This is a genomic window from Streptomyces triticagri (assembly GCF_003429565.1).
Taxonomy (GTDB): Bacteria; Actinomycetota; Actinomycetes; order Streptomycetales; family Streptomycetaceae; genus Streptomyces; species Streptomyces triticagri.
On the sequence record NZ_QUAK01000220.1, the window covers coordinates 1 to 24,321 of the forward strand.

27 protein-coding genes are annotated in these 24,321 nt (G+C 70.1%); 17 read left to right on the top strand and 10 right to left on the bottom strand.

Annotated features, from left to right (window positions below):
- Positions 1 to 667 precede the first annotated feature (667 nt).
- Entirely contained in the window at positions 668 to 1,894 is a 1,227-nt protein-coding gene (locus DY218_RS29250; protein ID WP_128559172.1) for a glycoside hydrolase family 71/99-like protein, read from the top strand.
- 46 nt (positions 1,895 to 1,940) lie between these two features.
- Here the strand turns inward: DY218_RS29250 and DY218_RS29255 are convergent, their stop codons facing one another.
- The 3 genes from DY218_RS29255 to DY218_RS29265 form a co-directional block, all read right to left on the bottom strand.
- The gene (locus DY218_RS29255; RefSeq protein ID WP_128559173.1) at positions 1,941 to 2,432 is read right to left on the bottom strand and encodes a carboxymuconolactone decarboxylase family protein; all 492 of its coding nucleotides are present in this window, start codon (positions 2,430 to 2,432) and stop codon (positions 1,941 to 1,943) included.
- The gene (locus DY218_RS29260; protein ID WP_128559174.1) at positions 2,429 to 3,517 is read right to left on the bottom strand and encodes an NAD(P)H-dependent amine dehydrogenase family protein; all 1,089 of its coding nucleotides are present in this window, start codon (positions 3,515 to 3,517) and stop codon (positions 2,429 to 2,431) included. Before DY218_RS29260 ends, DY218_RS29255 begins: the two co-directional genes overlap by 4 nt.
- 229 nt (positions 3,518 to 3,746) lie before the next feature.
- Complete coding sequence (locus tag DY218_RS29265) at positions 3,747 to 4,247, bottom strand: hypothetical protein (protein ID WP_128559175.1); 501 nt, start codon at positions 4,245 to 4,247, stop codon at positions 3,747 to 3,749.
- Between the two features lie 104 nt (positions 4,248 to 4,351).
- On the opposite strand from DY218_RS29265, the gene DY218_RS29270 reads away from it, so the two are divergent.
- A complete protein-coding gene (locus tag DY218_RS29270) occupies positions 4,352 to 4,693 on the top strand; it encodes a PadR family transcriptional regulator (RefSeq protein WP_128559176.1) in 342 nt (113 codons plus the stop codon).
- Positions 4,690 to 5,388 (top strand): permease prefix domain 1-containing protein, encoded by a 699-nt coding sequence (locus DY218_RS29275; protein WP_128559177.1) that lies wholly within the window; start codon positions 4,690 to 4,692, stop codon positions 5,386 to 5,388. The genes DY218_RS29270 and DY218_RS29275 overlap by 4 nt, the downstream gene beginning before the upstream one ends.
- Before the next feature lie 71 nt (positions 5,389 to 5,459).
- On the opposite strand, the gene DY218_RS29280 is transcribed toward DY218_RS29275, so the two are convergent.
- Complete coding sequence (locus tag DY218_RS29280) at positions 5,460 to 6,644, bottom strand: hypothetical protein (RefSeq protein ID WP_128559178.1); 1,185 nt, start codon at positions 6,642 to 6,644, stop codon at positions 5,460 to 5,462.
- A 212-nt stretch (positions 6,645 to 6,856) separates the two neighbouring features.
- Between DY218_RS29280 and DY218_RS29285 the strand changes: the two genes are divergently transcribed.
- Positions 6,857 to 7,507 (top strand): hypothetical protein, encoded by a 651-nt coding sequence (locus DY218_RS29285; RefSeq protein ID WP_128559179.1) that lies wholly within the window; start codon positions 6,857 to 6,859, stop codon positions 7,505 to 7,507.
- Positions 7,508 to 7,591: 84 nt separating this feature from the next.
- Here the strand turns inward: DY218_RS29285 and DY218_RS29290 are convergent, their stop codons facing one another.
- Together DY218_RS29290 and DY218_RS29295 are read right to left on the bottom strand one after the other, a co-directional pair.
- Positions 7,592 to 7,954, bottom strand: coding sequence for a cupin domain-containing protein (locus DY218_RS29290; protein WP_128559180.1), 363 nt, complete (start codon positions 7,952 to 7,954; stop codon positions 7,592 to 7,594).
- Between the two features lie 88 nt (positions 7,955 to 8,042).
- Entirely contained in the window at positions 8,043 to 9,044 is a 1,002-nt protein-coding gene (locus DY218_RS29295) for a Ppx/GppA phosphatase family protein (protein ID WP_128559181.1), read from the bottom strand.
- Between the two features lie 222 nt (positions 9,045 to 9,266).
- On the opposite strand from DY218_RS29295, the gene DY218_RS29300 reads away from it, so the two are divergent.
- The 5 genes from DY218_RS29300 (at position 9,267) to DY218_RS29320 (ending at position 13,493) form a co-directional block, all read left to right on the top strand.
- Positions 9,267 to 10,343: an aminopeptidase P family protein gene (locus DY218_RS29300; protein ID WP_407703701.1), complete on the top strand. Its 1,077-nt coding sequence runs from the start codon at positions 9,267 to 9,269 to the stop codon at positions 10,341 to 10,343.
- A gap of 177 nt (positions 10,344 to 10,520) precedes the next feature.
- Positions 10,521 to 11,165 carry a hypothetical protein gene (locus DY218_RS29305; protein WP_128559183.1) on the top strand — a complete coding sequence of 215 codons (645 nt, stop codon included), beginning with the start codon at positions 10,521 to 10,523 and terminating at the stop codon, positions 11,163 to 11,165.
- Positions 11,166 to 11,313: 148 nt separating this feature from the next.
- Entirely contained in the window at positions 11,314 to 12,210 is an 897-nt protein-coding gene (locus DY218_RS29310; protein ID WP_128559184.1) for a helix-turn-helix domain-containing protein, read from the top strand.
- Positions 12,211 to 12,373: 163 nt separating this feature from the next.
- Positions 12,374 to 13,138, top strand: coding sequence for an SDR family oxidoreductase (locus tag DY218_RS29315; RefSeq protein WP_128559185.1), 765 nt, complete (start codon positions 12,374 to 12,376; stop codon positions 13,136 to 13,138).
- Positions 13,139 to 13,178: 40 nt separating this feature from the next.
- Complete coding sequence (locus DY218_RS29320; RefSeq protein WP_128559186.1) at positions 13,179 to 13,493, top strand: nuclear transport factor 2-like protein; 315 nt, start codon at positions 13,179 to 13,181, stop codon at positions 13,491 to 13,493.
- A gap of 45 nt (positions 13,494 to 13,538) precedes the next feature.
- Here the strand turns inward: DY218_RS29320 and DY218_RS29325 are convergent, their stop codons facing one another.
- On the bottom strand, positions 13,539 to 14,702 hold the full coding sequence (locus DY218_RS29325; protein ID WP_128559187.1) for a trypsin-like serine protease: 1,164 nt from the start codon (positions 14,700 to 14,702) through the stop codon (positions 13,539 to 13,541).
- A 472-nt stretch (positions 14,703 to 15,174) separates the two neighbouring features.
- Here DY218_RS29325 and DY218_RS29330 point away from each other — a divergent pair, with 472 nt between their 5' ends.
- Positions 15,175 to 16,389: an alpha/beta hydrolase gene (locus DY218_RS29330; RefSeq protein WP_128559188.1), complete on the top strand. Its 1,215-nt coding sequence runs from the start codon at positions 15,175 to 15,177 to the stop codon at positions 16,387 to 16,389.
- On the opposite strand, the gene DY218_RS29335 is transcribed toward DY218_RS29330, so the two are convergent.
- The gene (locus DY218_RS29335; protein ID WP_128559189.1) at positions 16,367 to 17,134 is read right to left on the bottom strand and encodes a hypothetical protein; all 768 of its coding nucleotides are present in this window, start codon (positions 17,132 to 17,134) and stop codon (positions 16,367 to 16,369) included. The genes DY218_RS29330 and DY218_RS29335 overlap by 23 nt on opposite strands.
- A 233-nt stretch (positions 17,135 to 17,367) precedes the next feature.
- Between DY218_RS29335 and DY218_RS29340 the strand changes: the two genes are divergently transcribed.
- The 5 genes from DY218_RS29340 (at position 17,368) to DY218_RS29360 (ending at position 20,844) form a co-directional block, all read left to right on the top strand.
- Entirely contained in the window at positions 17,368 to 17,799 is a 432-nt protein-coding gene (locus tag DY218_RS29340; RefSeq protein ID WP_128559190.1) for a roadblock/LC7 domain-containing protein, read from the top strand.
- The gene (locus DY218_RS29345; RefSeq protein ID WP_128559191.1) at positions 17,796 to 18,569 is read left to right on the top strand and encodes a transcriptional regulator; all 774 of its coding nucleotides are present in this window, start codon (positions 17,796 to 17,798) and stop codon (positions 18,567 to 18,569) included. The genes DY218_RS29340 and DY218_RS29345 overlap by 4 nt, the downstream gene beginning before the upstream one ends.
- A 37-nt stretch (positions 18,570 to 18,606) precedes the next feature.
- Positions 18,607 to 19,035, top strand: coding sequence for a roadblock/LC7 domain-containing protein (locus DY218_RS29350; RefSeq protein ID WP_128559192.1), 429 nt, complete (start codon positions 18,607 to 18,609; stop codon positions 19,033 to 19,035).
- Positions 19,036 to 19,115: 80 nt separating this feature from the next.
- Positions 19,116 to 19,487: a hypothetical protein gene (locus DY218_RS29355; protein ID WP_128559193.1), complete on the top strand. Its 372-nt coding sequence runs from the start codon at positions 19,116 to 19,118 to the stop codon at positions 19,485 to 19,487.
- Between the two features lie 241 nt (positions 19,488 to 19,728).
- A complete protein-coding gene (locus DY218_RS29360; RefSeq protein WP_128559194.1) occupies positions 19,729 to 20,844 on the top strand; it encodes a sugar ABC transporter substrate-binding protein in 1,116 nt (371 codons plus the stop codon).
- 72 nt (positions 20,845 to 20,916) lie between these two features.
- Here DY218_RS29360 and DY218_RS34650 read toward each other — a convergent pair whose 3' ends face one another.
- The gene (locus DY218_RS34650) at positions 20,917 to 21,066 is read right to left on the bottom strand and encodes a hypothetical protein (protein ID WP_199566893.1); all 150 of its coding nucleotides are present in this window, start codon (positions 21,064 to 21,066) and stop codon (positions 20,917 to 20,919) included.
- 264 nt (positions 21,067 to 21,330) lie between these two features.
- Here DY218_RS34650 and DY218_RS29365 point away from each other — a divergent pair, with 264 nt between their 5' ends.
- Positions 21,331 to 22,926: a class I adenylate-forming enzyme family protein gene (locus DY218_RS29365; RefSeq protein WP_128559195.1), complete on the top strand. Its 1,596-nt coding sequence runs from the start codon at positions 21,331 to 21,333 to the stop codon at positions 22,924 to 22,926.
- A 12-nt stretch (positions 22,927 to 22,938) separates the two neighbouring features.
- On the opposite strand, the gene DY218_RS29370 is transcribed toward DY218_RS29365, so the two are convergent.
- Positions 22,939 to 23,658, bottom strand: a complete 720-nt coding sequence (locus tag DY218_RS29370; protein WP_128559196.1) for a haloacid dehalogenase type II — start codon at positions 23,656 to 23,658, stop codon at positions 22,939 to 22,941.
- Positions 23,659 to 23,759: 101 nt separating this feature from the next.
- Between DY218_RS29370 and DY218_RS29375 the strand changes: the two genes are divergently transcribed.
- Positions 23,760 to 24,305, top strand: a complete 546-nt coding sequence (locus DY218_RS29375) for a CGNR zinc finger domain-containing protein (RefSeq protein WP_128559197.1) — start codon at positions 23,760 to 23,762, stop codon at positions 24,303 to 24,305.
- Positions 24,306 to 24,321 lie beyond the last annotated feature (16 nt).

The following is a 24,321-nucleotide window of genomic DNA, read 5'->3' on the forward strand; positions in this document are numbered from 1 at the left end:
CGCCTAGACGACCTGGCACCGGCGTCGACCTCCCCCGCCACACCGCAGGCGGCAGCGGAATCCACACCTGATGGACAGCAACCTCCAGACCGTGGAGGGCACGACTCGACCACAATACGCACGCAACCCACGATCCCGGACCGAGAAGAAGCCGTAACCCACCCGCCCGGCACGCCCACCCCACACACGCGACAAGACGACACGGACAACCAGGTGCACACATCGATCCCACCGCCGTTCACCCAACACACCGACAACACCGACAACACCGGACAGCTCACAAACCACCCCACGAACCCAACCACCCACGAGACCAGAACACAGCAGACAGAAGCAGTACTGGAAACGGCGCCTGCGCACAGGTGACGCGACAGAACCGCCGCCACCACCACCACACCAACGGGCGCCTGAACTACAAACACCGGAGACGCACCCCGCGACGGACTCCGGCAGCGGACCCTCCGGATCGATCACCCCGTCCGTGCCGGCAACGCGTTCAGAACGCATTCAGATCGCACCCCAGGGGATCACGGCTTCCACCCGCAAGTCGCCTCCGCAGGGAGGAATTTGCGTTTGTCGGTCGATATTTTGCGCGCGGCCATCTTGCGTGTTCCGGTCCCACCTCCGAGGGTTGTCATGGACGCGACCCCACTGGAAGTGAGGCCCCATGGCCCTGTCGAGGCGCACCGTCATCACGTCCGCGCTCGCCGCCGCCGCAGGCTTGTCCGCGGCCGGCCGCGCCGTGGCTCGATCCGGGCCGGGCGATGTCGTCGGGAAGATCACCGTCGGCTACCAGGGCTGGTTCGCCTGCCGGGACGACGGATCCCCGATCGACAACTGGTGGCACTGGAGCCACGATTGGGGCCGGCCGCCGTCCCCGTCCAACACCGCCGTCACCAGCTGGCCCGACATGCGCGACTACGCCCACCACCACCCCACCGCGTACGCGGGCCTCGGCAACGGCGCCCCCGCGACTCTGTTCTCTTCGCACGACCAGCAGACCGTCGACACCCACTTCCGGTGGATGCAGGAGAACGGCATCGACACCGCGGCACTCCAGCGCTTCAATCCGAACAGCTCCGAGGGACCCACCCGCGACGCGATGGCCGCGAAGGTTCGCAGCGCAGCCGAGCGCCACGACACGAAGTTCTACGTGATGTACGACGCCTCCGGCTGGACGGACATGCACACCGAGATGCCGGCCGACTGGACAGACATGATGCGCGCCCACACCGCGTCCCCTGCCTATGCCCTGCAGAACGGCAAACCCGTCGTCGGGATCTGGGGCTTCGGCTTCGACGAGCCCGACAAGGCATGGCCGGCTCCCGCGTGCCTGGACGTCGTCAACTGGTTCCGGTCCCAAGGCTGTTACGTGATGGGCGGCGTCCCCACCCACTGGCGCACCGGCACCGGCGACTCCCGCACCGGCTACAGCGACGTCTACCACGCCTTCGACATGCTCTCGCCGTGGATGGTCGGCCGTATCGCCACCATCGCCGACACCGACCGCTTCCACACCGAGGTGAACACCCCCGACCAGGCCGACTGCGATGCCCACGGCGTCGACTACCAGCCCTGCGTCCTGCCCGGAGACGTCAACTCCGGGCAACGCGTCCACGGAGACTTCATGTGGCGCCAGTTCTACAACATGGTCCGCGTCGGCGCCCAGGGCCTCTACATCTCCATGTTCGACGAATACAACGAAGGCAACCAGATCGCCAAGACAGCCGAAACCGCCGCCGACACCCCCACCGACTCCGGCTTCCTCGGTCTCGACGAAGACGGAACCCCCTGCTCCGCCGACTACTACCTCCGCCTCAGCGGCGACGGCGGACGCATGCTCAAGGGCGAGATCCCCCTCACCGACACCCGCCCCACCCCTCCGAAACCCTGACCGAGCACCCGGTCGACGAAGACCTCTGCCGGCACACGGGACGGGATCACTCGGCCGGGCCGTGGCCGGGCAGCACACACACCGCGTCGATGCCCAGGACATGATTCAGGCGGCCGAAAGCCAGCCAGGAGCCGAGACACATCGTCAACTCGACGATCTCGACCTGGCTGTAATGCGCCCTCATCCGCGACCAGAACGCGTCGTCCAGACCATGATGGTCCAACGCATAACGCTCGGCGTACTCCGCCGCCAGGCGCGTCCGGTCATCGAAAGCACCGGTCGTCCGCCAACCCGACACCGCCTCGGGAAACTCGTCCTCGACCGTGGCCCCGTCCCGGTCGGTCCGCCAGTCCAGGCAGAACAGGCAACCGTTGATCTGGGCGATGCGCAGCCTGGCCGCCTCGAACTCCCTCAGCCCCAGGGTGGTGTGGGCGTACACGGCCAACGAGAACTCGGCGGCTGCCGGGCCGATGCCGGGGACCATGTCGCCCCAGACGTGGCCGATTGGATCCTTGCCCTCAGGGATGTCGATGATCACGACAGTTTCCTTCCGAGTCTGCCCGTGGCCGGGCGCAGCGGGACGTCGAGAGCGTCGTAGAGGCCCGGCTCGGCCGCCACCAGCCAGTCCACGGCACCGACGAGGCGGGCCACAGCGGTGGCGTTGCCGCCCGCGGAACGGTTGGCGCCCTCGTCGCCTGCCGCGACGGTCACCTCGATATGCGGTCGTCCTTCGACGACGACGCGGTGGGCGCCTTCGCCGTCGGGCGGCTGGGGCCAGTCCGGTGCACAGGACGGGTGGATGCGGGTGATGTGTTCGATGACTATGCGGGGCTCGCCGTCGACGATGCCCTGGACCTCGAAGCGGACGGCGCCCTGGGTGCCGGCTGCGAACTCGCCCATGATGCGGGTCTGCACGGTGGTGTCGAGTGCGCGGCGTGCCATCGTCTCGCGGATGTCGTCGAGTTCGGCGCCGAGGGCGCGGGCCATGAGCCGTATCTGGCCGCCCCACACCATGGTCGGCACGGTCGGTGCCAGCATCAGTGGTTCGTAGTCCATCGGGTGGCCCATGCCGATCAGGTCGCGGACCGCGCTCTCCTGGTCGTAGGTCGAGTAGTCGAAGATCTCCTGGCAGCGGATCGCGTCGATGGTGGTGCCGAGGCCGCTCATCATCAGGGGCAGAACGTCGTTGGCCCAGCCCGGGTCGATGCCGGAGACGAACAGAGAGCCGCCGCCGTCTGCGATGGCGGCGAGTACCGGGTCCCGGAGTTCGGCGGGGGCGCTGGGTGGGTCATAGAGGGCGTAGAGAACGGGTGTGACGACGGCTGCGCCTGCCCGGATGGCGCGGGTGATGTCGGCGAGTGCTTCGTCGGGGCGGGTGTCGCCGGAGGCGGCGTAGACGACGGCGGCGGGACGGGCGGTGAGGGCGGTGAGGACGGTGGTGACGTCGTCGGTGGCGGGGATGCCGAGTCGCTCGTCCAGGCCGGCGAGTGTGCCGGCGTCCCGGCCGACCTTTGCCGGGTCGTGGACGATCACTGCGGTGAGTTCGAGGGCGGGGTGGGCCGCGACGGCACGGATCGCTGCACGGCCGACATTTCCGGTACCCCAGACAATCGTCGGAATCATGCGCGGAGGGTAGCCACAACACCCTGCGGTTCCCATACCCGTGCCGTCATCACGTGCGTGCGGACAAGACCGGTGCGCGGGCGCGCTTCGGGCCGGGTTCGGCTTTCGGCCGACGCCGCGCCGCGCCGCGCCGGTGAGGTGCGTAGTCGGCTGTCGCGCTTGCCGACTCGCGCCTTTTTCCTTGAGGGTTCGACAGCCAGCGGGGCGGGCTGTTCTTCGGAGGGTGCGGTCAGGCGCTCGTGGTGGAACCCGGCCGGACGATCATGAGGACGACGACGATCGCCCAGAGCAGGTTGAAGATGCCGGTGAGCATCGCGATGCGGGCGGCCATGGGGCGGGCGGAGGTCCACCGCCCCGGGCTCGAGGGGGTGGCGGCGAGGTCGAGCAGGCGGCGCTGCGCGGGCAGGACGGCCAGGCCGAGGAGTACCGCGGCCGCGAGGGTCAGGATCAGTGAGGCGATGAGCCAGGTGTCGGTGAGTACGCCGAGTTGGGCCCCGGTGGCGATGCCCAGGACGGGGACGGCGACACCGGCCACGGCGTAGCCGCTGCATACCCGGTGCAGGACGGTGGCGATGGCCGCGGACCTGCCGCCGGATCCGGCGTCGGCACCGGCGGCGTCGACCGCGCATGCCTTGAGTGCGTAGCGCGGGAACATCGAGGCGGCCACCGTGACGGAGCCGACCGTGACGATCGCGGCGAGTACGTGCAGGGACAGGAGCAGTTCGGTCACGTGGACCTCCTGGTGTCGGGCGCAGCGGTGCGCGTACAGATCGCAAATAAGTTGGCTGCCAATACATACACTGCCAACGCCTTTCATGGGTAGGCTGCCTACTCATGAAGACGGATGCGGTACGAGGACACCTCGACGGGCTCCTGCTGGCGGTTCTGGAGCCGGGGCCCTTGCACGGGTACGCGATCATCACGGCGGTCAAGAGCCGCAGCAGCGGTGCGCTCGAACTGCGGACGGGCACGATCTATCCGGCCCTGAACCGCCTCGAGCGTCTCGGTCTGCTCCGCAGCAGCTGGCAGACGACGGGCGAGCGACGCCGCCGCTGCTACGAGCTGACAGACGCCGGTCGCACCTCGCTCGACGGCGAGCGGGCGGCCTGGCGCGAGTTCACCGCGGTGATCGGTGCGGTCCTCGATCCCGCCGGCCCGCACGGGAGCCCGGCATGAGGGGCGTACGTACGCAGGTGAAGCAGCCGGCCGATCCGGTGGAGCGGCATCTCGCTGCGCTGGCCGATGCTCTGCACGGTCCGGCCAGGGCCAAGCGGCGGATGCTCGACGACATGCGGCACGGGCTGCAGGACACCGCGGCCGCGCACGCGGAATCAGGTGTGCCGTACCCGGCGGCGGCGCTGTGGGCGGTCCGGGAGTTCGGCAGTGTGCGGGAGCTCGCGCCCGTCTGTCAGCAGGAGTTGACGATCGCTCAGGCCCGGCACACGGCGCGGGCGGTCGCGCTGACCGCTCCTCTGCTCGTGGTGTGCTGGCTGTTGCTTCGGACGGCGGCAGGATCGGGACCGATCCTGCCGCCGGTGCTGCACATCCTCGCCGCCGTGGGCACCGCGACGGTCCTCCTCGCGGCGGGGGTGCTGGCCGCGACCGGGGCACTCGCACGCCGGCTGCCGGCCCTGGTCCGGCTTCCGCAGGCCGTCGCCTGGGGCGGCACGGCGGCGAGCACGGCGATGGCCGTGACGGCGCCGGCGCTCGCGACGTGCGCCGCCCTGGCCGCCGAGTGGCCGCTGCTGTGCGCCGGGGTACTCGCCGCCGCGTCGCACGCCACGGTCGCCCCCGCCGCCCGAGCCTGCCGGCGGTGCGTACGCCTCACCCACCTGCAGCCCACGCGCGTCACCTCACCTCCCGCCAGGTGACGCGGATCGGGGGCCGCGAGGGCAGTGGGCAGTGGCGTGCGTGGTCGTGAGGTGCGGCGGTCCTGCGCGGGTCAGTCCTCGGCCGGACCAGCCTTGCGGAGCGCGGAGATGCACGAGCCGATGGCCTGCTGCAGGTCCTCGAGGCAGCGCACCATGTCGTCCTCGTAGAAGTCGCCGGCGTCGTCGAGGGTGAGTTCCTCGAAGACCTTCGTCGCCTTCTCCAGGCTGGAGTAGAACTTGGTCCGGCGTTCCTGCACCCGCAGTTCGGGGTCGGACTCGACGGCCCGCTCCACCGCCTCGGCCGCAAGGCCCTTCATCGTGTCGAACGCCTCCGCGGCCCACTCGCCCGCGTCCTCGGAGTCGTCCAGCTCGTCGATCAGCGACAGATGCCGCTCGGCCTCCTCGCGCAACTCGGCCGGGGCATCGACGCGCTGGCCCGCAGGCGTCTTCAGTTCGCCCTCCTCGGCGATCCGGCGGACATAGTCGATGCGGTCCGCGGCCTTGTTCTCGCCGGCGACGGCCTTCTTGAGCACCTCGCTGCGGGCGACGTCGCGGGCCAGTTCCGTCTGCAGTGCCGGGTCGTCCTGCACGCGGTGCAGGAGTGCCTGCCGGGCGGCCTGCGCCGTCGCCGGGTCGGCGAGGATCGCAGCGCGCAGCGCGGTGGGATTCTCGGCGACCTCCAGAGCCTTCGTCGGCCGGATACCCTCGGCCTCCGCAGCCGCAGTGATCGCGGTGCCGCGTACGGATGTGGCGCCGTTGCGGGAGGTGTAATACGAGAGCCAGACATCGGCGTCGGGCAGATCGATGTCCTGGCCGGGTGTGAGGGCCTCGAACTGCGGCACGAGGCCGTCGTCCGCGGCCATGTCCCATGCCTTGTAGTAGCGCATCACGCGCTCCGGTGAGCAGCCGGCGAGCTCGCCGAACTGCTTCGCGGAGATCTTGACCGTGTCACCCGCGGACTGGCCGCCGGGACGGACGCTGCGGGCGATCTTCAGGGCGAAGGCCCAGCCGCCGGTGCGGGCGTAGGTGCCGAACTCGCGGGCGTCCTGGGCGACTCGGGCGTCCACGTCGGCCGGCGGGTCCGCATCGGCGTCCGTGGCATCGGCGTGCGTGGCATCGGTGGCGTAGGCGTTCGTATCCGTGTCGGGTGGACCGGGCTGGTCGACGACGGTGGAGGTGCCCGGGTCCGGGACGACGAAGAAGTCGCCGTCCGTCTCGGCGGGGTCGAGGGCAGCGGGGTCGAACGCTACGGTCACAGGTAACTCTCCCGGAGGGTCTGGGGCGTCGGTGTCGGGCGGACGATCGGTGGCCGAATCGAGCGCCGTCGGCACAAAGTACGCATGTTACGCCCGCGGGAGCGCGGGCCTGCTGCAGTGGGCCCACTGCAGGTCCGGTGCCGCGTCGGAGGGCGGCCGTGACGGCGGATGTGTTGGCATAAACTCGCAGGACCCGACGCAGGAGCCCGAGGATGACACCCGCCGCGCAGATTCCGCCGGACCAGTGTGCGTTCGATCATGGTCCGACGCGTGAGACCTGGCAGCGGATGAGGTTGCGTGCGGGGGCGGCCGTGCCGTTGGTGGTCCTGCTGCTGCTCGGCACGGTGACGGTGATGGGGCTGCTCGGCGTCCGTACAGGTGGCGAACCGATGTGGATGCGCATCGGTGGCCTTGTGTGCCTGGTGGCGGCGCCTTTCGTCTTCGTCCTTGCGCTGTACTCGCTCGGCCCGATTCTGCGGCTGCGCAGGATGCGGCGGATCCTGCGGGTGTATCCGTGGCAGTACTGTGCGGCGGTCCGGCCGTGTCCCGGGGTCAGGGATGTGATGGCGCTGCCCGTGCAGTTGCAGGCCGAAGAGGGTGGTGAGTGGTCTCATCCGATGCGGGCCGTGAACCCCGTACAGCGCAAGCGGTGGACGGGCGCGATGGAGCAGGGTGCGTGGTTCGCGGGTGATCCGGACTTCGGTGGGGTGATCGCCGAGCCGGGTGGGCGGGAGCTGATGACCGTCGAGCACGGCAGCAGCACGGCCGCTGACCGTTACGGGAGCATCGCGCGGGACGCGGACCGGCTGGCCCGGGCGAAGCGGGCCGGGCTCTCCCATCCGGCCACGGGGCTCAGGGGCTGAGCTGCGGCTGTCCCGCGGCGTGGAAGCAGTGCAGTGAGGCAGTGCAGTGCGCGAGCGTCGCTCAGGGCAGTGCGCGAGGGTCGCTCAGGGCACGCGGTAGCCGGGGACGGACGGCCAGCGGACGGTGAGGACGACGGACTCCTCCTCGGCGTACCAGGAGTGGTCGACTCCGTGGCCCCAGACGACGTAGTCGCCGCGCTCGGCGAGAAGCACGCTGCGGCCCGGGAGTTCGACGCGGAAGCGGCCGTCGACGAGGACGAGGAGGGCGGTGCGCTCCTCCCCCGTCACCCACTGTGCGCGTTCGTCGCCACGCGGGTGGACGCCCCATTTGATCTCGACGGCTTCGCTGTGGCGGGGGTCGCCGTGTTCCTTGAAGTGGCCGAGCAGCCAGCCGCGGTCGAGTGCCGCGTCCTTCCCGGCGTTGCCCACGTAGACGCTGTCGTTCATGGACGGAAGCTAGCAGGCGGAGGGCGGTGTGAGCGCATGGGCCTGCCCGCCGCGTGGGGACGGCGGCCAGGCCGCGGGGCGCCGGGAGTCAGCGGCCGGCGAGTTGGAGTTGGCGGCCGGTGAGCCGGGTGGTCAGGGCGTGGTGGAGGTGCGGAGTCGGGCGCCAGGAGTCCTGGTCCTCGATGCGGCGCAACAGGATGCCCTCGCGGATGGCCCAGGGGCACAGGGTGAGGGTGTCGAGTCCCATGAGTTTCATGGCGGTGTGGCCGACGAGGGCTCCGGCGAGGGACTGGGGTGCGCGGGGCGCTGAGATGCCGGGCAGTTCGGCGCGGCGGGCGGCGGGCAGTGCGCCGAGGCGGTCGATGGCTTCGCGCAGTCCGCGGCGGGTCAACTGCCGTTCCACGAAGGGTCCGTGGCGTCCTGCGGGTGCGCCGCACAGGCGGCCGAGTTGGCTGAAGGTGCGTGAGGTGGCGACTGCGGTCAGTGGGCCTTCCCACTGGATGCGGGCGGCGACGTCGCGCAGTTCGTGGCGGATGCGCCGGCGTACGTGTTTGAGGGCGTCCTTGTCGGGTGGGTCCTGGGCGTGCAGATGTTCGCGGGTGAGGCGGTTGGCGCCGAGGGGCAGCGACACGGCGAAGTCGGGGAGGCGGCCGCGGCCGAAGGCGACTTCGAGGGAGCCGCCGCCGATGTCGAGTACGGCGAGGGGGCCCGCTCTCCAGCCCATCCAGCGGCGGGCGGCGAGGAAGGTGAGTTCGGCCTCGACCTCGCCGGCCAGGACGTGCAGGGGGACTTGGGTCTCCTCGCGGACCGTGCGGAGGATTTCGTCGCGGTTCGGTGCGTCTCTGACCACGGCGGTGGCGAAGGCGAAGGGCTCTTCGGCGCCCCATCTCGCCGACTCGGACCAGGCATGGGCGACGGCTTCGGAGAGGCGTTCCACGGCGCGTGGACCGAGCCGGCGCTCGGGGCCGACCAGTTGGGACAGGCGAAGGCGCTGTTTGGCGGTGTGTACGGGGAGCGGGGCGCCTCCCCGGGCGTCCGCGACCGCGAGCCGCACCGTGTTGGAACCCACATCAATCACACTGATTCGCATGGCCGTTGGGTACCCAGGGCCACAGGGTGTACGCGCACGGTGCGGGCGATCGCGGGTGGCGGGCACATCGGGGCCGCGCGGCAGCGGCGCCCGGGCGGGCGGAGGCGGCACCATGGGCTCGGCGGCCCCGTTCGCGGGCTGCCCTTGCCCTGCGTTCTTCTGGAGGTTCGCGTGAACCAGTCCGCCCCGTCTCCCTTCACTGCAGCCGATTACCGCGCCCGGATGGACCGTGCCGCGCTGACCGCGTCGGCGGCAGGTCTGGCGGGTCTGCTGGTGTCGCCGGGACCGGATCTTGTGTGGCTGACGGGATACCGGCCGACCGCCATGACGGAGCGGCTGACGCTGCTGGTGCTGCCCGTGGCCGGGGATCCGGTGCTGGTGGTGCCGAAGCTGGAGTGTGCCGACGCGGTGAAGGCGCCGGGGGCGCCGTCGTTGGATCTGCGGGACTGGACGGACGGTGTGGATCCGTACGGTCTGGTGTCACCGTTGGTGGATGCCGCGGGGACGTTCGGTGTGAGCGACAGCACCTGGGCGCTGCATCTGCTCGCTCTGCAGGGCGAGTTGCCGCGGGCGGGTTTCCGCGCGTTGACGGAGGCGCTGCCCATGTTGCGGGCGGTCAAGGACGAGGCGGAGCTTGCGCGTCTGACAGCCGCGGGTGCTGCTGCCGATGCCACGTTCGAGGAGATCAAGAAGGTGGCGTTCGCGGGGCGTCGTGAGGCGGATGTGGCCGCCGATCTGGACCGGCTGTTGCGGGAGTTCGGCCATGAGCAGGTGGACTTCACCGTGGTCGGTTCGGGGCCGAACGGCGCGGATCCGCACCACGAGGCCGATGACCGGGTGATCCAGCACGGTGACACGGTGGTCCTTGACTTCGGTGGGTTGATGTACGGGTACGGCTCGGACACCACGCGGACGGTGCAGGTCGGCGACCCCGGCGAGGAGGTGCGGCGGGTGCATGCGGTGGTGCGGGAGGCCCAGCAGGCCGGGTTCGAGGCGGTGCGTCCGGGGGCTGCGTGTCAGGACGTGGATCGGGCCGCGCGCCGGGTGATCGAGGACGCCGGGTACGGCGAGTACTTCATTCACCGCACGGGCCACGGGATCGGTACGACGACACATGAGCCGCCGTACATGATCGAGGGTGAGCAGCAGGAGTTGGTGCCGGGGATGTGTTTCTCGATCGAGCCGGGTGTGTATCTGCCGGGCCGGTTCGGGGTGCGGATCGAGGACATTGTGACGGTGACTCAGAACGGTGGGGTGCGGCTGAACAACACCGACCATGGGCTGACTGTGGTCGGTTGACGGCTGCCCAGTAGCCTTGCCGGAGTACTCACTTCACCTGCCCCCGTGACGAGTTGGGCCGGGGGCGGTTAGGCATGGGACGAACATCCCTGGTGTGGGGGTGAGTTGAGCGTGGGCTGGTGTCCCCCTCCCCTGCTCCGGTGCCCGTGCACCGCACGACGACGAAAGGTCAGTGTCATGTCCGAAGTTCAGTTGGAGACCTCCGGGGTTCAGGCTCAGTACGCCGCTCAGGTGGCGGCCGATCTCGAGGCGAACGTCAAGGAGCAGGAGCGGATCGGTGGTGAACTGGCGGCGCTGCAGGAGCAGTTGGCCGTCCTGGAGCGTGACCGTGCGGTCCTGGTGAGTGTGCGTGAGGCGCTCGTCGCGTCGGGGGCGCCGGGTGCGGAGGCGGTCGCGCAGCCATCGGCCGAGGTGGTGCAGGAGTCGCCGGCGCAGGTCGCCGAGAAGTCGGTGCCGACGCCGCGCCGGAAGTCCAGGAAGTCGACAGCCGGTAAGGCCAAGGCATCTGAAGGTACGTCAAAGAAGACTTCGGGCAAGGCAGTTGCGTCCCGTGTGCCGAAGGCTCGGCGCACGGCGAAGAAGCAGCAGGGGCAGTCGGGTCCCACTCTTGTGGAGCTCATCGGCAGCCACCTCACGGAGCAGCGTGAGCCTCGTTCGGCCGCGGAGGTCACCACGGCGCTGACGAAAGCGCACCCGGACCGTTCGGTGAAGGTGACCGTGGTGCGTACCACCCTCGAGGGGCTTGTGGCCAAGGGGCGCGCGCAGCGCACCAAGCAGGGCAGTTCGGTGTTCTACACCGCGGGCGGGTCCGCCGCTCAGTAGCCGGGTGGCGGTGCTCCAGTGGATCGGTAGGGGTCGGCCTCAAAGGTGATTCTTTGCCTTCCATAAGGCAGGCTAATGTCACAGGCGCGCGAGATGCCGAATCCGCCGAACCGGCTGCGGTCCGGCAGGGCAGCGCGATACTGGACGGGTGAGCGCCTCGCACTTCAAGCCCCACGCCTCGCACATCAAGCCCCATCTGCGCTGTCTGCAGGGCAGCGGCGCGGATCTGGGTCACGCGGTGGCGGAGCGGTCCCTGGAACGTGCCGCGGGGACTGCGGACTCCGCTCCTCCCCCGGTCGGCCCGCCCGTCCATGTGCTGGTGATGCATACGGGCCGTTCGGCCAATCTGCGCTGGTCCGCGGACGGCACCGCCCGGCGCGAGCGGTTCCATGCCGGTGATGTGCTGGTCAATCCGGCGGGCTGGGCGTCGCGCCCGCGCTGGCAGGACGATGTGGAGCTGCTGCTGCTCGGTATCGATCCGGTGTGGCTCGAGAAGCTCGCGGCCGAGGGGGACGCCAAGGGGCCGGTGGAGATCCTGCCGCGCTACCACTTCACCGATCCGCTTCTGAAGCTGCTGCTCGAGCGCCTGGTCGCGGAGTATGCGGGCCCCGGCCCCGCGGACACGCTGTACGCGCAGTCGCTGGTGCAGGCCGCGGCGGCCGTACTGCTGCGGGTCGCGGGCGAGGGTAGTGCGGCGCCGCTGCGGGACGGCGGTCTGGCGCCCAGGCGGCTCAGCGAGGTCGTGGACTTCATCCACGCCAACCTGTCCCGGCGAGTGACGCTTGCCGATCTCGCCGCCGTCGCGGGCGTCAGCGAATCCCACTTCACCCGGGTCTTCCGTGCCTCCACCGGGGAATCACCACACCGCTATGTGATGCAGCGACGCCTCGAGCACGCGCGCCGGGAGCTGCTCGGCAGCAGCCGCTCCATCGCCGACATCGCCGTCGAGTCGGGATTCGCCGACCAGTCCCATCTGACGCGGACCATGCGGCGGTACGAGGGGGCGACACCCCGGATGCTGCGCGAGGCGGGCTCGCACGGCTGAGAGGCGGCGTGGACAGGCCGTGAGCGATCCGTTCCAGGGACGATCGGAACGTGCAAGATCGACGGGCGGCCCGGTGCCGATCCTGGGAGGGTCAATGGGAGCACGCCTCGGGCAAGCACCGGAGGCTGTGCCGCCCCCGCACTCGGGCCCGGAGGAATCCGTCATGGTCGACACACCGGAGAAGTCGCTGCGCGGGAAGGTCGCCTTCGTCGGCGGCGCCTCCCGCAATCTCGGCGCACTGATCAGCACCACACTCGGTGAGGAGGGCGCACGCGTCGCCGTGCACTACAACAGTGACTCCTCGCGCGCCAAGGCCGAGGACGTCGCCGCCGCCATCAATGCCGGTGCGGGCGAGGCCTTCGCCGTCCAGGCGGATCTCACCCGGGTCGCGGAGGTGGAACGCACCCTCGACGAGGTCGTGAACCGCTTCGGCCGGCTCGACTACAGCATCAACACGGCCGGAATGGTCCTGAAGAAGCCGCTCACCGAGATCTCCGAGGAGGAGTACGACCGGATGTTCGCGGTCAACTCCAAGGCGGCGTTCTTCGTGATGCGTGAGGCGGCACGACGGATCGAGGACGGCGGAAAGATCGTCACCATCCTCACCTCGCTGCTCGCCGCCTACACCGGCCTGTACTCGTCGTACGCCGGGAGCAAGGCGCCCGTCGAGCACTTCGCCCGCGCCCTGTCGAAGGAGCTGTTCGGCCGCAATGTCTCGGTGAACAACATCGCGCCCGGCCCCATGGACACCCCGTTCTTCTACCCCGCCGAGGACGACGACTCGATCGCGTACCACAAGTCCTCAGCGATGAACGGTGAGTTGACGAAGATCGAGGACATCGTGCCGTGGGTGAAGCTGCTGCTCACCGACGGCTGGTGGGCGAACGGCCAGACCATCTTCCTCAACGGCGGCTACACCACCCGCTGACCGTGCGCGTCGGCGCCACTCATGTACTGGAGGACTTTCCGTGAGCACACAGATCGACGACCCCGCCGTGGCGGCGTTCATCAACGCCGTCAACTCCGGTGACCGCGACGCGTTCTTCGCCGCGCTGACCCCGGACGCCACGATGTCCGACGACGGCAGCGAACGCGACCTCGTCGCCTGGGTCGACAAGGAGATCTTCACGGCGAACGGCCGCCTCGACGTCGACTCGGTCTCGTCGGACGGCCGTTCGCTGACAGCCACGTACACCAATGCCACCTGGGGCAGTATGCGCACCAGTTGGACGTTCCACGTCAGCGACGGGAAAGTCAGCCGCTTCGAGACGGGACAGGCCTGAGCCCGTCCCGTCTCGTCGCCGGCGCCCGTCGCCGGTCCTCAGGCGTCAGGCGGTGTGCAGGGTCAGGCCGTAGCGGCCGAGGATCTCGTTCACCGGCTGGAACCAGGTCTCGCCACCGCTGCTGCAGTTGCCCCAGCCGCCCGAGGTCACGCCCTGGGCCTGGTCGCCGCTGATGAACGAGCCGCCCGAGTCGCCCGGTTCGGCGCAGACGCTCGTCTTGGTGAGCTCATGGACGACTGTGCCGTCCGAGTAGTTCACCGTCTCGTTCGTCGCGAGGACGGTGCCGCAGTGCCAGCCCGTCGTCGAGCCGGAGCGGCAGATCGACGAGCCGACCGGGGCTTCCGCGGAGCCGCGGACCAGCTGGTCGGGGACGGTTCCCCAGCCGATCACCACCGGTTCGGTCCACCAGCCGTTGCCCACGCTGACATAGGCGTAGTCGTCGCCGGGGAAGGACGAGCCCTGGAAGGTGCCGATGTCGGAGCCGTCCCAGCCGCGCACGGATGCGCCCGCGCCGCCGCAGTGGCCCGCGGTGACGAATCCGCCGTGCACCGAGAAGCCGATGGAGCAGCGGACGTTGCCCGTGTAGTACGGGTCGCCGCCGACCGTTCCGGCGGCGAAGGTCGTGGCGGGCTCGGGTACGGAGCTCACCTCGACCGGTCCGGCGTCGCGGGCTTCGGCGAGGAAGGAGCGTACGGCTGAAGTGTCCTCTTGGCCCTCGACGACGTCGATGACGATCCGGTTCGCCTTCGGGTCGACGCGCCAACTGCTCACTGCGGCGGGGGCGTCGAGTTCGTCGATGCGCTGCTTGGCGGCGTCGAGTTCGGCGGCCGAGTGCTCGACCGTGCGCGTCGCAGCGCCCGATTCGCGTACTGAGTCAGCTTTTTGACTGCTGGTCAGGGCGACGGTGAGGCGCTCGGTGTCCGCGTCGAACCAGGAGCCCGCGTAGGACGCGCCGGCCTTCTTCTCGGCCTCTCGTGCGACCTTCGCGGCGTCCCGCTCGGCAGCGAGTCGCTCACGGGCCTGGGTCTTGGTGATGCCCAAGTCCCTTGCCATGGCGGCCTCCAGTCCGCGGGACAGTTCCGGGGCCGGCTGCGCCGCGGCCGCGGGCGCCAGTGCGGCCGCGCCGCCCCAGGTGCCGACCACCAGGAGCAGCGTGGACAGTCCTGCGCGTAATGCCGTGGTGCGTCTCGATCCCTTGGTACGTCTCATGGGTGTGGGCCCTTCTGTTGTTCCGTGTCGTGGGGAGGAACATCAGGTGCTTCGGGTACGGAGGGACTGGCACATGTCCGGATGAGAGCGCTCTCAGTCGGTGCGTGGGGGACGGCCCGGCGCGGTGCGTCGGGCCGTGGCGAGTGGTGACGGGTGGCGCGGAACACGAGGCGTGCGGGCGCGGAAGTACGCGGCCGGAACGCTGGAGCAGGGTTCAACTCCCCTTCGTACACCGAAGCATCACGGTGCATCAGATACAACAGCATCCGTGCGCGGCTTTGTCCAGACCTACGGGGCACGGTGCCGCGCGGGGCCGTGGCGACCACTTGGGGGAAATCCCCCAGTGCGTTCCACCGGCTGACCGGATGGATCTTCGCGCGGCCGGGCGAGAGCCTGTCAAGGTCGCTCGCCGGGATGCCGACATCCGGACAGCACCCACACACGCGCCACACTGACGAATCGGGGAACAGCCATGCCGACCCGCCGCACCGCACTGCTCACCACCGCCGCCGCGGCCCTCGCCCTCGCCGCACCGGCCCACGCCGCCGTGAACGACCGGGCGACGCGCGCCCTGAAGACGCACCGCGAGCCTGGAAGCCGGCGCATCCGGCTCGCACTGCCCGCACCGACCGGCAACCATCCCGTGGGCACCGTGTCACTGCACCTGGTGGACCGGGCGCGCCGCGACCCGTGGCTGCCCGACCGCCCGCACCGGGAGCTGATGGTGGACGTCCGCTACCCGGCACGGACCGTGCACGGCCACCCGCGGGCGCCGCAGATGCGACGCGGCGCCGCCGACGGCTTCGCCGCGCTCAACAATCTGGCCGATGTGCCGGCGGACCGGGTGGACTGGGCGGCGACGCTCACCCACGCGTACGAGCGGGCGCCTCTCGACTCGGGGGTGAGGTCGCTGCCCGTGGTGCTCTACTCCCCCGGCGTGCTCGACCCGAGGACGTACGGGACGACCACGGCCGACGATCTGGCCTCGCGCGGATTCCTGGTCGTCATGGTGGACCACACCTACGACGCCACGGCGGTCGAGTTCCCCGGTGGCCGGGTGGAACACAGCAGGCTGCCGGACGAGCTCGAGGGCACCGGCGGTGCCGAGGAACAAGTGCGGGCGCTGCTCAGGAAGACCCTCGCGGTGCGTGTCGCGGATCTCCGCTTCGTACTCGACGCGCTGCCGTCCGCCCTGCCGCCGCTTGTGCGACGGGCCGGGGATCTCGCCCGGGTGGGCGCCTATGGGCAGTCCGCGGGCGGGTTCGCCGCCATGCAGCTGATGCACGACGACCAGCGGGTGCGGTGCGCGGCGAACCTCGACGGGGTGCTCGCCCACGTCCAGGACGACAAGCAGCCCGGGCACTTCTCGAGCGTGGCCGTGGACGGTGTCGACCGGCCGTACCTGCTGCTCGGCAAGGAGGGCAACAGCCCGGACACCGTGCCGTCGTGGGGCGCCCTGGTCCGCAACAGCTCGGGACCGGGGCGCGTGAAGGAGGTTCGTGGCGCGGCGCACGGCAGCTTCACCGACTCGCAGGTGCTGATCCCGCAGGTCGCCCGCGAGCTGGGTCTGTCCGCGGACGTGGTCGAGGCGCTGGTGGGACGTATCGCCCCGGAGAGGTCCGTCGCCGTCCAACAGGCGGCGCTGGCAGGGCTGTTCGGGCGGCTCAGGACGAACGGAACTTCTTGACCTGCACCTTGGCGATCGCCTCGGGGAACGGGATGTGGACGGGGGCCTGCGCAGTGGTGCCGCCCGGGTGTTCGCGGCTGATGAAACCCAGGGTGCGCCCCATTTCCACCACGAGTACCTGATGCGTGACCGCATCCGTGCCGGCGCCCCTGGTCAGGGTGAACCAGGCGTACGAGTCGCCGAGTCCGCCGCCTCCGGGGTCCTTGGTCTCCGGTACGGACTGCGCCTTCAGGGTCTCGCCGCGGACGGTCACGTCGAAGGGTGTGCGGCACACCGTGCCTGCCTTGCCGAGGTCGAAGAGCACGTCCTCGGCGCCCTTTCCGGTGTACGAGGCGAGCGTGACCGTGGTCGTCAACTCCCGCTCCTCCAGGCCCGCCCGGGACTCTTCCGTGACATTGCCGACGGCGGTGCGCTCGGCCACGGAGGCGGGGTCGCCGACCGCGATGCCGGCGGCGATCTGTGCCTGGATCAGACACTCGGGCTGACTGGTCGTCACCTGGGCGGGTTTGATGCGGTCCTTGTCCATGCGGCCGGTGATGCGCTGGCCCGGCAGGTCATTGCCGGTGACTGCGGCGCCTTCGAGCTGAGCGGTGGAGCGCGTGCCGCTCGGTGCGCTCCGGGGCTCGGTGTCACCGCCCGTCCGGTCCGATTCGCCGCTATCGCTGCAGCCCGCGAGCAGCACGAGCAGTGCGGTGCCGGCGGTTGCCGTGGCGCGTCGTCGCAGATTCGTCGAAGACCGTTTCATGCTGCTGCCTGCTCCCCCGTCCGGCATGTGAGGCCCACACATTAATCGGCCGGGCGACGGTGACTCGCGTCGCCCCCCTCGGGCGCACGTCGGCACAGGAGCTTATCCACTGCGGGCATGTTCCAAGTGAAATTGCCAGAACTTCCCCCACATCTCCGCACGTTGCGTAGCGTCTTGGTTACCGGCACGCGGTGGTGCGTGCCCGGCACCGGTGCGGGGAGGGGAGTCTTCGGGTGCCCGGAATCGATGCGTGCCTGGTGCAGGCGATGGAGGTGCCCGGCGCACTGGGGGCGTCCATCGTGGACTGGACCAGCGGACTTGCGCTCGGCAGCGCCGGCGACAGCCCGGGTGGCGATGTGGAGTCAACTGCCGCGGAGACGGCGGAACTTGCGCGCATGGCGGCGGAGTACCGGTCGTTCACCGCAGATCCGCCCGGGGCGGTCGAGCTGCCGGAGGGTGGCCAGGAGGGTGGTCAGGCACGGAAGTCTCCGGCGGTCGAGGACCTGATCGTCACCACGCCCGGCACGTACCACCTGATGCGGTTCGTGGAGACCGGCTTCGACAGCTCCGTGTTCCTGCATCTCTGGCTCGACCGGGACGCGGGCAATCTGGCGCTGGCCCGGCTGCGGATGGCGGATCTCGCCGATCGGATGGTGCTCGGATGACGTCGGCGGCGGTCGCGGTGTCGCCGATGCTCGCCCGGCTCGCCGACGAGGGCGCGACGGGTGTACTGGTCCGCGACCACGGCGTGCTCTATCTCGCGGACGGGCAGGTGGTGCACGCCGAGAGCCCGGCCGCTCCCGGCATCGACGTGCTGCTCACCGCCGGCGGCCGGATCGCCCGTACCGGTTGGGACGAGGCGGTGCAGCGTGCCGGGGCGCGCCGCGAGGTCGGCCGCTTCCTCGTCGAGAGCGGTCAACTGGCCGACGGGGAGCTGGAGATCTGCCATCTGGGCGCCCTGCACGATGCCGCCTACTTCACCCTCGCGCCGACGGGTGGACCGACACGTTTCCGCTACGGGGTGGCGCACTGGCTCGGCCGAGTACGCCCCGTGGCAGCGGCGGAGGTGGCCCGCGAGGCCCGGCGGCGCAGGGCGTTGCTCGACGCCGTGTGGCCGTACCCCGAGATCGACTCGGCTCCGGTGCTGCCCGCCGTGCTGCCCGGATCGCCGGTGGCCGCGCCGCGCCAGCGTGCTCTGCTGGCGCTCGCCGACGGTGCGCGTACACCGGCCGTGATCGCCCGGCTGCTTGGCCGGCCCGCCTTCCACACGCTTCTCGACGTACGGCGGATGGCCGCTGCGGGACTCGTCGAGACCCCGTCCGAACCCGCGGCTCAGCCGACCGCCCGGCTTCCCGGCTGGGTCGCAGCGTTCCCCGACGACCCGGACATCGCCCTGTTACGCCGGCTCCGCGACGCACTGGAGGCAAACCTGTGACCCATCGGCCGACCCACCGGGCCCCGCGCGATCCGTCATGAGGCGCGCGCTGCGGCTGCGTGCCGAGAGGAGACTGCTGATGACCGCCGAGGCCGACGTGCTCGGCGAACTCAAACGCCTGCGGGCCCGTGTCCCCCAGCTCAGCGGAGGGATCGCGGCGAGCACCGACGGGCTGGTGATCGCCTCGGACACCGGGGAGGCCGAGGGCGTCGCCGCGCTCACCGCCGCCGCGCTCGGGGTGGCGCTGCGGCTCACCGAGGCCACCGATCGCGGTCATTTCCGCGAGCTTCTCGTACGGGGCGAGCGCGGCTATGTCGCCAGCTATGCCGCCGGACGCTCCGCGGTCCTGACCGTGCTCGCCGACGAACGCATCAATGTCGGGCGGCTGCATCTGGAGGCCCGTCGTTCCGGTGCCCGGATCGGTGAGCTGCTCGACACCGCGCTCGATCGACCTCAGGAGGCGTGATCGCCCGTCGTACCCGCAGACCCTCACCCGTACCAGTGCACAGCACCACATCGGACGAACGGAAGGAACGCGCACCAGCCATGACCAACACCGAGACCGCACTCAAGGAAGCCGTCGCCATCGAGGGTGCCGTCGGCGCCGCTCTCGTCGACTACACCAGCGGGATGGCGCTCGGCACGATCGGCGGCGGCAAGGACTTCGACCTGAATGTCGCCGCGGCCGGCAACACCGATGTGGTGCGGGCCAAGGTCCGCACCATGGAGCACCTCGGTCTGAAGGACGAGATCGAGGACATCCTGATCACCCTCGGCGGCCAGTACCACCTCATCAGGCTGCTGAAGAACCGCAGCGGCGCCGGGCTCTTCCTGTATCTCGCGCTGCAGAAGGACCGGGCGAATCTGGCGATGGCGCGCCACCAGCTCAAGCGCATCGAGGACAGCCTGGAGGTGTGAGTCCGCTTCGGCGGTGTCCCACGGGCCGGTCCGGTACGTCCGGACCGGCCCGTGTGCGTGGGCACGTGGCTGCTTCGCGGTACGCAGCAAGTGGTCCAGACCTTGCGTTCACGGATGGAAGGCCGGGGATCAATTCCATCTCTATGGCGTTCAACTCCTTGACGCAACCCTCACCTGAGGTTTTCCTTTCAGCCACACCGGTCTCCGCAGGAGAGTGTTCACGCCAGGAAAGGCGCAAGGAATGAAGTGCAAGAGACGGCTGGTCGCCGTGGTCGCAACCGGTGTGCTGACCTTCCCGCTCGCCGCCTGCGGCGGCTCCGTACTCCCCTCGGACGACGAGCCCAGCCGGTCGGCCGCCGGGAAGGCGGTACGCATCGGACTGCTGCTGCCGGAGCGGGAGGCCACGCGCTACGACAAGTTCGACCGGCCGATCGTCGAGAAGCGGGTCAAGGAGCTCACCGACGGGCAGGGCGAGGTGATCTACGCCAACGCGGGTGCCGACGAGGCCCGCCAGCGCGCGCAGATCACCAGCATGATCTCCCGGAAGGTGGACGCGCTGATTCTCGACGCGGTCGATGCGAAGTCGGTCGCAGGATCGGTGAAGAAGGCCAAGGAAGCCGGCATCCATGTGATCGCCTACGACCGGCTCGCCGAGGGACCCATCGACGGATACGTGACCTTCGACAACGAGTTCGTCGGTGAGCTGCAGGGGCGGGAGCTGCTCAAGGCGCTCGACGAGGGCGGCAGCAAGAAGGACAAGATCGTCGTCATCAACGGCGCTCCGACCGACCCGAACGCGGCCGTCTTCAAACGGGGCGCACTCTCCGTACTCAGCAGCACGGTGCAGGTCGCCAAGTCCTACGACACCAAGGGCTGGAGTCCGGCACTCGCGCGCGACCAGATGACCGAGGCGATCGAGGCGCTGGGCACGGACGAGATCGCCGGGGTGTACTCGGCGAACGACGGGATGGCGGGCGGCGCCATCGCCGCCCTGAAGGCCGCGGGACTGAACGAGCTGCCGCCGGTGACCGGCCAGGACGCGGAGCTGCCGGCGGTGCAGCGCATCGTCTCCGGCGAGCAGTACATGTCCGTGTACAAGCCGTACCCCAAGGAGGCGGAGGCGGCGGCCGAGATGGCCGTGGCGATCGCCCAGGACCGCATGATCGCCTTCGAGGCGTTCGCGGGAGAGACGACGGACAGCGAGTCGCAGGACAACATCCCGACGCACCTCGTGCAGGTGCGCGCACTGACCCGGGAGTCGATCAAGTCGTCGGTCGTCAAGGACGGCATCTACCGGCTCAAGGACATCTGCACGGCCGAGTACAAGGCGGACTGCGAAGCGATCGGTCTGGACTGACGTCGGGGAGATGAGCGTCGGGGCGGTGGGCGCCGCGTCGGGCGCCCACCGCCGCGCGGGGGACGGTCGTGATCAGTACGGTTCAGGCGCTCGCTCGGGCCGGCCGCGAGTGGGGGCGGCCTTGGCGGCTGCTTCCCGCTCGCGTGCGAGCTGCTGCTCGCGCTGACCTTCGGCTTTGAGCCTGGCGTCACCGAGTGCGATCCCGTCCGATTCCTTTTTCATGCCCAGCAGCCTTTGGGCTCTGGCCAGGGCAAGGTCTCGGTGATTGGTCACAGTGCCCTCCGTGCCTTTGCATATCGGCGGAACGACCTCTTCACCACCCACCATGGAGGGGCGTCCCCGGTATGCGCAAGAGATACGGGGAAGTCCTGAAGAATCGCCTCGACCTGCGCAATCACGACAGGGCGGCGGTGGGGTGGCGGGCCGTTGAAGGTGGTGTCGTCGGGCTTCTCGACGGCGGATCGCCGGTACGCCACCATGGTGCTCATGCAGCGGGGTGATGCGCTCGATCTGGCCCGTCTCGCGGAAGCTGCGCGGGAGCGTCTCGGCGACCACGAATCGGTCGTGTACGAGGGGCGGGTGTACCGGTCGGGCAGCCTGTACGACCGGGCCGTGCGCCTCGGCGCGGGACTCACCGCCCTGGGTGTGGCACCGGGCGACCGGGTGGTCGTCCTGATGGCCAACTGCCCCGAGGTGACCGTCACTTACCAGGCGGTGTGGCGGGCCGGTGGCGTGGTGACCCCGGTGATGTTTCTGGTCGGTCCTGATGAACTGGGGCACATTCTTGCCGACTCCGATGCGGAAGTCGTCGTCACCAGCCGGGAGTTGGTGAACACGGTGGCATGGGCCGCGCCGGCCGCGCCCGGGTTGCGGCATGTGGTGCTTGCGGACGAGCCGGAGGGTGAACGGCCGCAGCTGCCGTCGTCGGTCCGCCTGACGACGCTGGCCGAGGTCGAGGCCGCCGAGCCCGCGGGGCTGTGCACTCGGGACGACGACGCGCTGGCCGCCCTGCTGTACACCGGCGGTACGACGGGCCGCGCGAAGGGTGTGATGCTCAGCCATCGCAATCTGCAGGCGTGTGCACGCAGCGGGTATGCGGCCGCGCATGCCGAAGGGCTGACCGACGACCTGACGCGCACGCTGATGCCGCTGCCGCTTTCGCATGCGTACGGATTGATCGTCACATTGATCGGCTGGCATGCCGTGCAGCCCCAACTGGCCGTGCTGCAGCGGTGGTTCGATCCGGGACAGTGGGTGGAGCTCGCGGACAGGCATCGGGTGCAGCGCACGACGCTCGTCCCGAGCATGCTGCAGATGCTGCTCGCTCAGCCGCTCGAGCAGGCCGATCTGTCGGAGCTGCGGTATGTGACGAGTGGTGCGGCTCCGCTGCCTCCCGAGACGCGGGCGGCCTGGGAGGCACGGGTGCCGGGCTGTCACATCATGGAGGGCTACGGCTGTACGGAGTCGGGCGCGGTGATCTCTGCGACGCGGCCGGGGCGGGAGCGTCCGGGTTCGGTGGGTGAGCCGCTGCCCGAGTTCGAGGTCGAGATCCGTGACGACGAGGGACGGCAGGTGCCGGTCGGTGGCGCCGGTGAGATCTGTGTGCGGTCGGCCGGTGTGATGCGCGGGTACTGGCGGTCGCCGGAGCTGACGTCGCGGACGGTCCGGGACGCGTGGCTGTACACCGGCGACATCGGCCGTCTGGACGCCGACGGGTTCCTGTACGTGGTGGACCGCAAGAAGGATGTGATCCTGCGCGGCGGGTTCAACGTCTACCCGCGTGATGTGGAAGACGTACTGCTCGGACACCCCGCCGTGGCGTCCGCGGGTGTGGTGGGCCGCCCGGACGAGCGGCTCGGCGAGGAAGTGGTGGCGTATGTGACGCTGCGGCCCGAGGCGTCGGTGGGGGCCGATGAGCTGACCGAGCACTGTCGCGGGCGGCTCGCGGCGCACAAGTACCCGCGACAGATAGAGGTCCTCGAGCAACTGCCGCTGACGGCCGTGGGGAAGCTGGACCGCAAGGCGCTGCGGGGCATGGCGCGGGCGCCTCGGGACGAGGCGGGCACTGCGGACCCGGTGTGAACGGTGGCGGGCTCAACTCCGGTGCAGGACCGCCTGGTCGGGGCCACCGGTGAGCGTCGTCATCAGGTCGTCCAGGCTGTGTGCCGTCAGGTCGAAGGCGTCGGAGTCGGTCGGTGGGTCGCCGGCTGGACGTGGGACGTAGGCGGTGCGCAGGCCGAGCGTCTGGGCGCCGCGCAGGTCCCAGGCGTGTGCGGCGACCATCAGTACGCGTTCCGGTGCGGTGCGGACGGCGTCGAGCGCGAGTCGGTAGACCTCCGGTCGGGGCTTGTACGCCTGGGCGTTCTCGGCGGACAGAGCAAGGTGCCAGCGCAGTCCGGCGTGGGCGTTGAGCCGGAGCAGGGCTGCACGGGAGGCGTTGGACAGGCCCAGCACGGGGAAGCTGCGGGCCATGCGGGCGAGTGTGGCGACGGAGTCCGCCCAGGGTGCGGGCCGTTGCGCCCTGGCGACGAGGCGAGTGACGGCGTCGGGGTCTTCGACGCCGGCCTGGGCCGCGATCCGCTCGGCCGCCTCGCGGTCGATCAACTCGCTGTTCGCATAGGGGCGTCGGCCGGCGGCGATGCGCTGCTGCTCGTGCTCGGCGTACTGCTGCCACTGCGCGACCAGGGCGTCGAGGTGATCGTCGTCCGCCGTGGGCAGCTCCGCGCCGAGTGCGGTGCGCAGGCCGCCGGGCTCGTCGACCATCGTGCCGAGGATGTCGAACACGACGACGTCGATGTCCTCCGTCATGGTCATCGGGTCTCCGTAAGTTGTGAGGCGGCCCGGGATGGTGTGCGTCACCGGTTGAACCGGTGACGATCCTTGTCGCAGGATGCGTCACCGGTCAAGATGGTGACGTGAAATTCTCCTATGTGAGCGGCAACCCGGCTCTGGATCTGACGGGCACCGTGGAGTGCCGGCGGGAGGCCGCATCGGACCTGCTGACCTGCCCCGGCGACCTGGAGCAATGGGTGGGCGCGTGCGAGGAGTTGCCGAGTGGGGTGAGCGCGGACGCGGCGGCTCTCGACCATGCGCGGCGGCTACGCGAGGCGCTCCACCGTCTGGCGGTCGACCGTGTGCAGGGCCGTGCTTTCACCCAGGCTGATCTGCAGTTCGTCAACGCTGCGGCGACCGGAGCGGTGCCCACGGTCGAACTCGCCGACGAGGGGCTGCTGTTCAGGGGCGATATACGTTCGGCACTGACACAGGTGGCCCGTAGCGGCATCACACTGCTCGGCGACCGGAGTGCGCGGATCAAGGAATGTGGCGGTACGGACTGCACACGCCTCTACGTCGACCGCTCGCGCGGCGGCCGGCGCACATGGTGCGGAATGGAGACGTGCGGGAACCGGGTGAAGGCAGCGGCCTACCGGGCCCGCAGGCACTCCGCCGTGCAGGATTGAGCGACGCCCGCGCGCG